12 protein-coding genes are annotated in these 12247 nt (G+C 59.5%); 3 read left to right on the top strand and 9 right to left on the bottom strand.

Annotated elements, in window-relative coordinates:
* Window positions 1-46: 46 nt before the first annotated feature.
* The 5 genes from GIW69_RS04085 to GIW69_RS04065 all read right to left on the bottom strand — a co-directional run bounded on the left by GIW69_RS04085 (window position 47) and on the right by GIW69_RS04065 (window position 6168).
* Window positions 47-1066, bottom strand: coding sequence for a branched-chain amino acid aminotransferase (locus GIW69_RS04085; protein WP_236480848.1), 1020 nt, complete (start codon window positions 1064-1066; stop codon window positions 47-49).
* A 160-nt stretch (window positions 1067-1226) separates the two neighbouring features.
* Window positions 1227-2600: a dihydrolipoyl dehydrogenase gene (gene lpdA / locus GIW69_RS04080; protein WP_236480847.1), complete on the bottom strand. Its 1374-nt coding sequence runs from the start codon at window positions 2598-2600 to the stop codon at window positions 1227-1229.
* 3 nt (window positions 2601-2603) lie between these two features.
* Window positions 2604-3872, bottom strand: a complete 1269-nt coding sequence (locus GIW69_RS04075) for a dihydrolipoamide acetyltransferase family protein (RefSeq protein ID WP_236480846.1) — start codon at window positions 3870-3872, stop codon at window positions 2604-2606.
* A complete protein-coding gene (locus GIW69_RS04070; RefSeq protein ID WP_236480845.1) occupies window positions 3873-4931 on the bottom strand; it encodes an alpha-ketoacid dehydrogenase subunit beta in 1059 nt (352 codons plus the stop codon).
* A 1-nt stretch (window position 4932) separates the two neighbouring features.
* Window positions 4933-6168 (bottom strand): 3-methyl-2-oxobutanoate dehydrogenase (2-methylpropanoyl-transferring) subunit alpha, encoded by a 1236-nt coding sequence (locus GIW69_RS04065; protein ID WP_236480844.1) that lies wholly within the window; start codon window positions 6166-6168, stop codon window positions 4933-4935.
* Window positions 6169-6352: 184 nt separating this feature from the next.
* Between GIW69_RS04065 and bkdR the strand changes: the two genes are divergently transcribed.
* Window positions 6353-6841 carry a Bkd operon transcriptional regulator BkdR gene (gene bkdR, locus GIW69_RS04060; RefSeq protein WP_236480843.1) on the top strand — a complete coding sequence of 163 codons (489 nt, stop codon included), beginning with the start codon at window positions 6353-6355 and terminating at the stop codon, window positions 6839-6841.
* A gap of 59 nt (window positions 6842-6900) precedes the next feature.
* On the opposite strand, the gene GIW69_RS04055 is transcribed toward bkdR, so the two are convergent.
* Window positions 6901-7764, bottom strand: a complete 864-nt coding sequence (locus tag GIW69_RS04055) for an MBL fold metallo-hydrolase (RefSeq protein WP_236480842.1) — start codon at window positions 7762-7764, stop codon at window positions 6901-6903.
* Between the two features lie 104 nt (window positions 7765-7868).
* Here GIW69_RS04055 and GIW69_RS04050 point away from each other — a divergent pair, with 104 nt between their 5' ends.
* Both GIW69_RS04050 and GIW69_RS04045 read left to right on the top strand, forming a co-directional pair.
* Window positions 7869-8210, top strand: coding sequence for an ArsR/SmtB family transcription factor (locus GIW69_RS04050; RefSeq protein ID WP_236480841.1), 342 nt, complete (start codon window positions 7869-7871; stop codon window positions 8208-8210).
* A 154-nt stretch (window positions 8211-8364) separates the two neighbouring features.
* Window positions 8365-9165 carry a sulfite exporter TauE/SafE family protein gene (locus GIW69_RS04045; protein WP_236480840.1) on the top strand — a complete coding sequence of 267 codons (801 nt, stop codon included), beginning with the start codon at window positions 8365-8367 and terminating at the stop codon, window positions 9163-9165.
* 207 nt (window positions 9166-9372) lie between these two features.
* On the opposite strand, the gene GIW69_RS04040 is transcribed toward GIW69_RS04045, so the two are convergent.
* The 3 genes from GIW69_RS04040 to GIW69_RS04030 form a co-directional block, all read right to left on the bottom strand.
* The gene (locus GIW69_RS04040) at window positions 9373-10653 is read right to left on the bottom strand and encodes a TRAP transporter large permease (RefSeq protein ID WP_236480839.1); all 1281 of its coding nucleotides are present in this window, start codon (window positions 10651-10653) and stop codon (window positions 9373-9375) included.
* On the bottom strand, window positions 10653-11180 hold the full coding sequence (locus GIW69_RS04035) for a TRAP transporter small permease (RefSeq protein WP_236480838.1): 528 nt from the start codon (window positions 11178-11180) through the stop codon (window positions 10653-10655). Before GIW69_RS04035 ends, GIW69_RS04040 begins: the two co-directional genes overlap by 1 nt.
* Before the next feature lie 69 nt (window positions 11181-11249).
* Entirely contained in the window at window positions 11250-12221 is a 972-nt protein-coding gene (locus tag GIW69_RS04030) for a TRAP transporter substrate-binding protein (protein WP_236480837.1), read from the bottom strand.
* Between the last annotated feature and the right edge of the window lie 26 nt (window positions 12222-12247).

The raw sequence follows: 12247 nt of genomic DNA, 5'->3' as shown, positions 1-12247 counted from the left end.
GCCGCAGAGCTGCGATCTTTTGCGTTTTTGCGGTTAACCCGTCAAATCAAACCTTGACGATCCAACCCGCTGGCGCCTCGATGTCGCCGGTTTGCACGCCCGTCAGCTCTTTATAAAGCTTCTGGGTGACCGGGCCGACTTCGGTTTCGCTGTGGAACACGTGCAGTTTGTCGTTGTAGCTGATGCCGCCAATCGGCGTGATCACGGCAGCGGTGCCGCAGGCGCCGGCTTCTTTGAAGTCCGAGAGCTTGTCGATCAGCACGTCACCTTCAACCACTTCCAGGCCCAGACGGGAGGCGGCCAGTTCAATCAGCGACAGTCGGGTGATGCCCGGCAGTACCGATGGCGATTTCGGGGTCACGAACTTGTTGTCGTGGGTGATCCCGAAGAAGTTGGCCGAACCGACTTCCTCGATTTTCGAGTGGGTCTGCGGATCCAGATAGATCGCGTCGGCGAAGTTGGCTTTCTTGGCCTGGGAGCCCGGCATCAGGCTCGCGGCGTAGTTGCCACCGACCTTGGCGGCACCGGTGCCTTGTGGCGCGGCGCGGTCGAAGGTGGAGATCTGGAAGTTGTGCGGGGTCAGGCCGCCCTTGAAGTAGGCGCCAACCGGGATGCAGAAAATCGAGAAGATGAACTCGGGCGCGGTACGCACGCCGATGTTGTCACCCACGCCGATTACGAACGGGCGCAGGTACAGCGCGCCGCCGGTGCCGTACGGCGGAATGAAGCGCTCGTTGGCGCGAACCACAGCTTTGCAGGCTTCGACGAACTGCTCGGTTTCCACGAACGGCATCAGCAGACGTGCGCAGCTGCGTTGCATACGCAGGGCGTTCTGATCCGGGCGGAACAGGTTGATCGAGCCGTCCTTGCAACGATAGGCCTTCATGCCCTCGAAGCATTGCTGACCGTAGTGAAGGGCGGTGGAGCCTTCGCTGATGTGCAGCACGTTATCTTCGGTCAGGGTGCCTTTGTCCCACTCGCCATTGCGCCAGTACGACAGGAAGCGTTTGTCGGTCTTGATGTAGTCAAAACCCAGCTTGTCCCAATTGATACTTTCGTTACCCATGACACCCTCTATCACTGAACAACCGTCGAAACGGTTCAAGGCTTCTGACGTTTTTTGGATGGGCACAACAATACTTCATTCCGGGGTTGTTTCGCAGCCCGCAATTCGTCGCATTGAGGCATTCCCACGCGGAGCGTGGGAATGATCAATGGCGCTAGTGTTACAGATGCAACGCATGCCCCAATGCACGCAACGCCGCTTCCTGCACCGCTTCGCCCAGCGTTGGATGCGCATGGATGGTGCCGCCGATATCCTCCAGCCGCGCGCCCATTTCCAGACTTTGCGCAAACGCCGTGGACAATTCCGATACCCCGACGCCCACCGCTTGCCAACCGACAATCACATGATTATCCCGACGGGCGACGACGCGCACGAAGCCGCTTTTCGATTCCAGCGTCATCGCCCGGCCATTGGCCGCGAACGGGAAGCTCGACACGATGCAGTCCAGTCCGGCAGCCTTGGCCTCGTCCGGCGTCTGGCCGACTACGACCAGTTCCGGATCGGTGAAGCACACGGCGGCGATGGCGGTCGGGTTGAATTCGCGGGGTTTACCACTGATCAACTCGGCAACCATTTCGCCTTGGGCCATGGCGCGATGGGCCAGCATCGGTTCGCCGCTCAAGTCGCCGATGGCGTAGACGTTGCGCATGCTGGTCTGGCAACGGCTGTCGATCTTGATTGCCGCGCCGTTCATGTCCAGATTCAGCGCTTCCAGGTTCCAGCCCAGGGTGTTCGGTTTGCGACCAACGGCCACCAGCACCTGGTCGGTTTCCAGATTCAAAACGTCGCCATTCGGGTCGCGCACCTGCAAGGTTCCGTCGAAACCTTCAACGCTGTGCTTCAAATAAAGCTTCACGCCCAGTTGCTTCAACGCTTCGTGCACCGGTTGAGTCAGTTCAGCATCGTAGGCTGGCAGAATGCGATCCTGCGCTTCGACCACGCTGACATCGGCACCGAGCTTGCGGTAGGCAATCCCCAACTCCAGGCCGATGTAACCGCCACCGACCACTACCAGACGCTTAGGCACGGACGACGGTGTCAACGCTTCGGTTGAGGAGATGATCGGCCCGCCAATCGGCAGCATCGGCAGGTTGACGCTTTTCGACCCGGTGGCCAGCACCAGGTGTTCGCACTGGATGCGGGTATCGCCGACGTCCACGGTTTTACCATCGACTACCTTGGCCCAGCCCTGAATGACCTGGATTTTGTGCTTCTTCAACAACGCGGCGACGCCAGTGGTCAGACGATCAACGATGCCGTCCTTCCACTCGACGCTTTTGCCGATGTCGAGGGTTGGTGCAGAAACATTGATGCCCAGCGCTGAATGCTGACTGTGACCTTGCGTCTGATGAAATTGCTCGGCGACATGGATCAGCGCTTTGGAGGGAATGCAGCCGATGTTCAGGCAGGTGCCGCCCAAGGATTCGCCCTCGACCAGAATCGTCGAAATGCCCAGTTGCCCGGCACGAATCGCGGTCACGTAGCCGCCGGGGCCGCCGCCAATAATCAGCAGCGTAGTGTTCAGAGTCTGCATGCCTTACTCCACAAACAAGGTGGCGGGTTGTTCGAGCAAGCCGCGAATGGCCTGGATGAAAAGCGCCGCGTCCATGCCGTCGACCACGCGGTGATCGAAGGAGCTGGAGAGGTTCATCATCTTGCGAATCACCACTTGGCCTTTGACGACCATTGGCCGTTCGACGATTTTGTTCACGCCGACGATGGCCACTTCCGGCAGGTTCAGCACCGGGGTGCTGACGATGCCGCCGAGTGCGCCGAGGCTGGTCAAGGTGATGGTCGAGCCGGACAGTTCTTCGCGGCTGGCCTTGCCGTTGCGTGCGGCGCTGGCCAGGCGGGATATTTCGCCGGCGCTGTCCCACAGGCTTCGAGCTTCGGCGTGACGCACCACTGGCACCATCAGGCCGACATCACTTTGTGTGGCGACACCGACATGCACCGCACCGAGGCGGGTGATGACTTGGGCTTCGTCGTCATAACGGGCGTTCATTTGCGGGAAGTCGCGCAGGGCAACGACCAATGCACGAACGAGGAACGGCAACAAGGTCAGTTTGCCCCGGTTGGCGCCGTGTTTTTCATTCAGATGCGCACGCAATTCTTCAATCGCGGTGACGTCGATTTCCTCGACATAACTGAAATGCGCAGCGCGTTGCGTGGCGTCCTGCATGCGCTGGGCGATCTTGCGGCGCATGCCGATCACTTGAATCTGCTCTTCGTCGTTGCGCTGGGCATAAGCCGCCGCTACCGGTGCAGAAGCGTTCGACTGACCTTCGGCCAGATAAGCCTCCAGGTCTTCGTGCAACACCCGGCCGGCCGGGCCACTGCCGCGTACCAGGCGCAATTGAATGCCCAGATCCAGCGCATGCTTGCGCACGGCCGGGGAGGCGAGCGGGCGTTCGTTGGCCTCGCGGGCAACCATCGGGCCTTGGCAAACGGCGGCGGGGCGGGCAACGGGTTTGCTTTCAGCAACCGCTTCAACCTTCGCAGCCGCAGCAACCGGCGTTTCTTTAGCCGGTGCCGGCGCGGCAGATTCTTTCAGATTGCCGGCGCCTTCGACTTCAATGCTGATCAGCACACTGCCAACCGCCATCACTTCACCTGGCTGTCCGCCGAGGGCAATGACTTTACCGTGTACCGGCGACGGAATATCGACCATTGCCTTATCAGTCATCACATCCGCCAGCACCTGATCTTCAACCACCAGATCGCCGACCTTGACGTGCCACTGCGACAGCTCGACTTCCGCGATGCCTTCGCCGATGTCCGGCATCTTGATAACGTGCGTGCCCATTCAGACCTCCATGACCCGTTTCAGCGCCGCGCCCACTCGGGACGGCCCAGGGAAATACGCCCACTCTTGCGCGTGCGGGTAGGGGGTGTCCCAACCGGTGACGCGTTCGATTGGCGCTTCCAGGTGATGGAAGCAATGCTCCTGCACCAGCGACACCAGTTCAGCACCGAAACCGCAGGTTCGGGTGGCTTCGTGGACGACCACGCAGCGGCCGGTTTTCTTCACCGACTTGACGATGGTCTCCAGATCCAGCGGCCACAGGCTGCGCAGGTCGATGACTTCGGCGTCGATGCCGCTTTCTTCAGCAGCGACTTGCGACACGTAAACGGTGGTGCCGTAGGTGAGGATGGTCACGTCTTTGCCCGGCCGGGTAATGGCGGCAACGTCGAGCGGTACGGTGTAGTAGCCGTCCGGCACCTGCGCGGCGGGGTGTTTCGACCATGGGGTGACCGGACGATCGTGATGACCATCGAACGGGCCGTTGTACAGGCGTTTCGGCTCGAGAAAAATCACCGGGTCATCGTTTTCGATGGAGGCGATCAACAGGCCTTTGGCGTCATAAGGGTTGGACGGCATGACCGTGCGCAAGCCGCAGACCTGAGTGAACATCGCCTCAATGCTCTGGCTGTGCGTCTGGCCGCCGTAAATGCCGCCGCCGCACGGCATGCGCAGGGTCATGGGTGCGGTGAACTCGCCAGCCGAGCGATAACGCAGGCGTGCCGCCTCGGAAATGATTTGGTCGGACGCCGGGTAGACGTAGTCGGCGAACTGGATCTCGGCCACCGGGCGCAAACCGTAGGCGCCCATGCCGACCGCGACGCCGACGATGCCGCTCTCGGAGATCGGCGCGTCGAATACGCGAGAGGTACCGTACTTGTTCTGCAGGCCTTCGGTGCAGCGGAATACGCCACCGAAGTAGCCGACGTCCTGGCCGAACACCACAACGTTGTCGTCGCGTTCAAGCATCACGTCCATGGCCGAGCGCAAGGCCTGGATCATGGTCATGGTGGTCGTGGTCATGGCGGTTTCCAGCTCAATGTGAGTGTTGTGATCGTTCATGTCAGATCCCCAACTGCTGACGCTGGCGCTTCAAGTGCTCCGGCATCTCTTTGTAGACGTCTTCGAACATGGTCGCGGCGCTCGGGATCTGGCCACCGGCGAGGGTGCCGTACTGTTCGGCCTGTTTCTGCGCGGCGATCACTTCGGCTTCGAGTTCGGCGCTGACGGCGGTGTGCTCTTCTTCCGACCAGTGGCCGGCCTTGACCAGATGCTGCTTGAGGCGGGCAATCGGATCGCCCAGCGGGAAGTGGCTCCAGTCGTCGGCGGGACGGTATTTCGAGGGATCGTCCGAGGTCGAGTGCGGGCCGGCGCGGTAGGTGACCCATTCGATCATCGTCGGGCCGAGGTTGCGGCGGGCGCGTTCGGCGGCCCAGGCGGAGGCGGCATAGACCGCATAGAAATCATTGCCATCGACCCGCAGGGAAGCGATGCCGCAGCCGACGCCGCGTCCGGCGAAGGTGGTCGCTTCACCCCCGGCAATCGCCTGAAACGTCGAGATCGCCCACTGGTTGTTGACCACGTTGAGGATTACCGGCGCGCGGTAAACGTGGGCGAACGTGAGGGCGGTGTGGAAGTCGGATTCAGCGGTGGCGCCGTCGCCGATCCAGGCCGAGGCGATCTTGGTATCGCCCTTGATCGCCGAGGCCATGCCCCAGCCCACACCCTGGATGAATTGGGTGGCGAGGTTGCCAGAGATGGTGAAGAAACCGGCGTCCTTGACCGAATACATGATCGGCAACTGGCGGCCCTTGAGCGGATCGCGCTCGTTGGACAGCAATTGGCAGATCAGGTCGACCAGCGGCACTTCGCGGGCCATCAGGATGCTTTGCTGGCGGTAGGTCGGAAAACACATGTCGTCCATGTTCAGGGCCAGCGCCTGGGCGCTGCCGATGGCTTCTTCGCCAAGGCTCTGCATGTAGAACGACATTTTTTTCTGACGCTGGGCGACGACCATGCGGTTGTCGTAGATCCGCGTCTTGAGCATGGCGCGCATGCCTTTGCGCAGAATCTCGACGGGCACGTCTTCTGCCCATGGGCCAAGAGCCTTGCCCTGATCGTCGAGCACGCGAATCAGGCCACGGGCCAGATCCGCGGTGTCGGAAGGTTCGACGTCGATGGGAGGTTTGCGCACCGTACCGGCATCGGTCAGATGCAAGTAGGAAAAGTCTGTCTTGCAGCCGGGACGGCCCGAGGGTTCAGGGACGTGCAGGCGCAGTGGTTCATACGCTTGGGTCATGGCTTCTACGCTCGATCTTGTGAATTTCTTGTAGTGAGCTGGCAGTCATTCCCGGATCGGGAAATCTTGTCCTACAACAATCATAGGCGGGGCCAAGAAGAATATTTCTCTCTGTTTCGTTGCGCTGGCGGTCATTTGCAGATAGAAATTCTGCATAAACATAAAAAACAGGTGGTTTTGTCTCATGCGCAAACTGGATCGTACCGACATCGGCATTCTCAACAGCCTTCAGGAGAACGCGCGCATCACCAACGCCGACCTCGCGCGCTCGGTCAACCTGTCGCCGACCCCGTGCTTCAACCGGGTCAAGGCGATGGAAGAACTGGGGCTGATTCGCGAGCAAGTGACTCTTCTCGATGCTGATTTACTGGGGTTGCATGTGAATGTGTTTATTCACGTCAGCCTGGAGAAGCAGGTAGAAGAGGCGTTGCAGCATTTCGAGGAAGCGATCTCGGATCGCCCGGAAGTGATGGAGTGCTATTTGATGGCGGGGGATCCGGATTATTTGATTCGGGTGTTGGTGCCGAGCATTCAGTCGCTGGAGCGCTTCATGATGGACTTTCTGACCAAAGTGCCGGGCGTGGCGAACATTCGTTCGAGTTTTGCGTTGAAGCAGGTGCGGTATAAAACGGCGCTGCCATTGCCGGCGAATGGGTTGACGTTGGGCAGTTGAAACCGCGCTGATCGTTCCCACGCAGAGCATGGGAACGATCAGCCCTCGGCTCCTGAAAATCAGATCTTATTGATCGGGATCTTCAGGTACGTCACGCCATTGTCTTCAGCCGCCGGAAAATCCCCCGCCCGCACATTCACCTGAATCGCCGGTAACAACAGCGTCGGCATGCCCAAACCCGCATCGCGCGTGTTGCGCATTTCGACGAATGCCGCTTCGTCGATTCCATCACGCACATGAACATTGCTTTTACGCTGCTCGCCCACCGTGCTCTGGCACTGCGCCTCGCGACCGTCGGGCGGGTAGTCGTGGCACACGTAAAGTTTCACGCCAGCAGGAAAGGCCAGCAGTTTCTGGATCGAGGCGAACAGCTGGTTGGCATTGCCGCCGGGGAAATCGCATCGGGCGGTGCCGACATCCGGCATGAACAGCGTGTCGCCGACCAGAATCTGCTCGCCGTCGACCAAATAGGCCATGTCCGCCGGAGTGTGGCCGGGGACATGCAGGGCGGTGGCCTTGAGATTGCCGATCATGAACGATTCGTCGGGCGCAAACAGGTGATCGAATTGCGAGCCGTCAACGCGAAATTCCGGCTCCAGATTGAACAGCGCCTTGAACACGTCCTGTACTTTGCTGATCGACTGGCCGATGGCGATCTTGCCGCCCAGTTCACGACGCAGATAAGGCGCTGCGGACAGGTGATCGGCGTGAGCGTGGGTTTCCAGCAACCATTGCACTCGTAACCGGTGCGCGCGAATGAACGCGATGATTTTGTCCGCCTGGGCCGTGCAGGTGCGCCCGGCTGCGCCGTCGTAATCGAGCACTGGATCGACAACCGCACATTGCCCGCCGTCGGCCTCATAGACCACATAACTGAAGGTCGAAGAGGCGGGGTCGAGGAAAGCTTCAATCAGCGCGGGCATGGACACGAACCTGTGCAATAAGGGTGAAAAGTCAGACTGGCTTGCAACACTTTATGTTTACACATAATGTCCGCAGCTTAAGTGACGTTGAAGGCATCCTGCAAATGCAATCCAGTCTGTCCGAATCTGAAGTCGCCCAATTGCGGGCCTCGGCCTCAAAGGCCTGCGCGCTGTTAAAGGCACTGGCCAATGAGGATCGGTTGTTGATCCTGTGTCAATTGACCCAAGGCGAACGCAACGTTGGCGAACTGGAAAAAATGACCGGCGTGCGCCAGCCGACCCTGTCCCAACAATTGGGCATCCTGCGCGATGAAGGCCTCGTCGCGACACGACGTGAAGGCAAGTACATTTTTTACGGCCTCGCCAGTCACGAAGTGATTCAAGTGATGAAAACGTTGTCGGGACTGTACTGCGGGGCCGTGCTCAACAGTTGGGCTCAGAAATAAATACCAGCCAACACATTAAAAACTGCGGGAGCTGGCATCGATGCTTGCGTGCAGCTAAAAGGAACATGCAATGAACGTTCAACACTGGGGCTCAACCATCAGTGCGGACACCGGCAACACCCCGCGCTTGTCGCCAATCAACTGAGGCCATCCCATGTTGCTGGCAAGTCTGTTTGGCGTGGTAATGGGGTTGATCCTCGGGTTGACCGGGGCCGGAGGCGGGATTCTTGCAGTGCCGGCGCTGGTGCTCGGGCTCGGCTGGACGATGACACAAGCGGCGCCAGTGGCATTGTTTGCGGTTGGCAGCGCAGCGGCGGTGGGTGCCATCGATGGTTTGCGCCATGGCCTGGTGCGTTACCGCGCGGCGCTTCTTATTGCGCTGCTGGGCGCTGTGTTTTCGCCACTGGGGATCTACGTCGCGCATCAACTGCCGGAAAAAATCCTGATGATTCTGTTCAGCCTGCTGATGGTCATGGTCGCGTGGCGCATGTTGCGGCGCGATCGTCAGGCAACAGGCCCGAGCGACCACGGTCACGCCAGTTGGGGCCAGAAAAACTGCATGCTCAACCAGCAGACCGGACGTCTGGCCTGGACCGGTAAATGCACGGCGACGCTGGCTGCGCTCGGCGCGATCACCGGCGTGGTGTCGGGATTGCTCGGGGTCGGTGGCGGCTTTCTGATCGTGCCGGCGTTCAAGCAACTGACGGATGTGCAAATGCGCGGCATCGTCGCCACGTCTTTGATGGTCATCAGCCTGATTTCAGCAATTGGCGTGATCGGCGCGTTTCACGCCGGGGTGCGTATCGACAACGTTGGCGCTGCGTTTATCGTCGCCAGCATCGTCGGCATGGTGCTCGGCCGCAAGCTCTGTGCGCAGGTGCCGGCGCGGGCGTTGCAGGTCGGGTTTGCGAGCGTGTGTCTGGTGGTGGCGGCTTATATGCTGCTGCGCGCGTGAGATTTACACGGTCGATATTGCAGGCTGAAGGTCAGATCGTGGGACTGGCCCTGTTCAAGTAAACGCAGTCAATTCGATCATGTCCAGATCCTTCAGATAAGCACGATGCTTGTAGGAGCTGACGAGTGAAACGAGGCTGCGATCTTTTGATTCTCAGAAAACAAGATCAAAAGATCGCAGCCTGCGGTAGCTCCTGCACGGGGTGAATTACAACACCAGGTGCGGCAACCACAGCGAGATGGCAGGAACGTAAGTCACCAGCAACAGCACCAAAAACAACACGGCGTAGAACGGCACCAGCGCTTTCACAGTGCTTTCAATACTCACCTTGCCCACCGCCGAGCCAACGAATAGCACGGCGCCCACGGGCGGCGTTATCAACCCGATGCCCAGGTTGACCAGCATGATCATGCCGAACTGCACCGGGTCGACGCCGATGTCCAGAATCACCGGCATCAGGATCGGGGTCAGGATCAAAATCAGCGGCGCCATGTCCATCACCGTGCCAAGCATCAGCAGCATGACGTTGATGCACATCAGGATCACGTAACGGTTGTCCGACAGGGTCAGGAACATCGTGGTGATTTTCGCCGGGATCTGCATCAGGGTCATGATGTAGCCGAAACTGGCGGCGAAGCCGATGAGGATCATCACGATGGAAATGGTGCGTACCGTGCGGTGCATCAGCTTCGGCAGTTCGCTCCATTTGTAGTCGCGGTAGATGAACATGGTGACGAAGAATGCCCAGAGCACGGCGATGGCCGCCGACTCGGTGGCCGTGAAAATCCCGGAAAGAATGCCGCCGAGGATGATCACCATCGCCATCATGCCCCACATCGCCTCGCCGCAGATTTTCAGGGCCTGGCGCAGCGGGATGACTTCACCTTTCGGGTAGTTGCGCTTTTTCGCAAAAATCAGGCACAGCGCCATCAGGCACGCGCTCATCATCAGGCCCGGCACAATGCCGGCCATGAACAGCGAGCCGATCGACACGGTGCCGCCGGCCGCCAGCGAGTAGAGCACCGAGTTGTGGCTTGGCGGGGTCAGCAGCGCTTGCACCGAACCGCTCACGGTAACGGCGGTGGAGAACTCACGCGGGTAACCTTTGCGCTCCATCTCCGGAATCAGCACCGAACCGACCGATGCGGTGTCAGCAACGGACGAGCCGGAAATCGCGCCGAAGAAGGTCGAGGCCATGATGTTGACCAGCGACAGGCCGCCGCGCACAAAGCCGACCAGAACCCCGGCAAAGGCCACCAGACGCCGCGACATGCCGCCCTCAGCCATGATTGCGCCGGCGAGGACAAAGAACGGAATCGCCAGCAACGAGAATTTGTTCACGCCCCCGGCGACCTGAATCATCAGGGCCTGGAACGGGATGTCGATCCACCACGCACCGATCAGGGCTGACATGCCAAGGGCGAAGGCCACCGGCATACCGATCAGGATCAAAACGATAAAACTGCCCAGCAATACCAACGCGTCCATCAGGCAGCCCCTTCACTTTCTTCAACCAGGTCGAAACGCACGACCCGACGGTTGCTCTGGTCACCGAGCAAGAGTTTTTCCAACACGAAAATCAACGTCAGCGCGCCGCCAATCGGGATCGGCATGTAGGTAATGCCTACTCGCAGGGTCGGCAGGGCGCTCATGAACTGGTTCCACGTGGAGATGCACAGTTTTGTGCCCCAAATGGTCATGAACAGGCAGATGGTTGCCATCAACAGCTGCGAAACGATGGCCATGGTTTTACGCATCTTCGGTGGCATGCGGTCGGTCGCCATCGCCACGGCCATGTGTGCACCAGCGCGGTAACTGGCGGCGGCGCCGATGAAGGTAAACACCATCATCAACAGAATCGCCGTGGGCTCCGGCCAGCTCGAACCGGTGCCGAGTACGTAACGGGCAAACACGCCCCAGGGAATGATCAGGGCAATGGCCAACACCGACAGACCAGCGACCCAGATGCAGGTCATGTACAACGTGTCGTTGAGGCGCAGCAGCGAATTCTTCATCGTGTTTCACCGTAACCCGACACCGCGATGCGCACGGTGCCGGGCCTTTTCAAAAAAGAGCTGGGAGGATTACTGAACGGCTTCGATGCGCTTGATCAGGTCGGCGTAAGGTGCACCGTATTTCGCACGGATCGAGGCAGTGGCCTCGTAGAAAGGTTTCTTGTCGACGGTGATGAACTCGACGCCTGCAGCCTTGAGTTTTTCCTCACTGCTGGCAGATTTCTTGTCCCACAGTACGCGCTCTTCTGCCTGCGCAGCCTTGGCGGCTTTCTTCACCAGGGTTTGCTGATCAGGCGTCAGTTTTTCCCAAGTGATTTTCGACATCACGATCGGCTCTGGGAGGATCAGGTGGCCGGTGAGGCTGTAGTACTTGGCGTTCTGATAATGGTTGTGTTCGAGCATGGTCGGCGGGTTGTTTTCCGCGCCGTCGATCACGCCGGTCTGCAGAGCGCTGAAGATTTCGCCGGTGTCCATTGCGATGCCGTTGCCGCCCATGGCGTTGATGGTATCGATGAACATCGGGTTGCCCTGCACGCGGATTTTCATGCCCTTGAGGTCTTCAAGTTTGCGCACTGGTTTTTTGGTGTAGAGGTTGCGCGTACCACCGTCCATCCAGCCCAGGGCCACCAGACCGAATTCCGAGTTGGTGATTTTGTCCAGAATCGCATCGCCGACCTCGCCATCGATCACCGCACGCATGTGCGCCTGATCGCGGAAGATGAACGGCATGTTGAAAACGTTTACGTCAGGTACGACGGGGCCGACAATGCCGAGGCTCACGCGGGTCATCTGGATCGCGCCGACCTGCGCTTGCTCAATGACTTCTTTTTCAGAGCCGAGCACGCCGCCCGGGAAGTATTTGAAGGTCAGCTCGCCGTTGGTTTCCTTGGTCAGGGTCTTGCCCATGCTTTCTTCGGCCACCACGGTCGGGTAACCGGCGGGGTGGATGTCAGCGAATTTGATTTCCAGCGCATGGGCGGCGCCAGCGAAGGTAAACATCAGCGGAAGTGCAGCGGCGAGCAAGGTGCGTTTGAAGTTCATGGGTGTCTCTCCAGTCTTGTTATTTT

The organism is Pseudomonas syringae (assembly GCF_021605415.1).
GTDB lineage: Bacteria > Pseudomonadota > Gammaproteobacteria > Pseudomonadales > Pseudomonadaceae > Aquipseudomonas > Aquipseudomonas syringae_S.
This window is presented reverse-complemented; position numbering and strand designations above follow the sequence as displayed.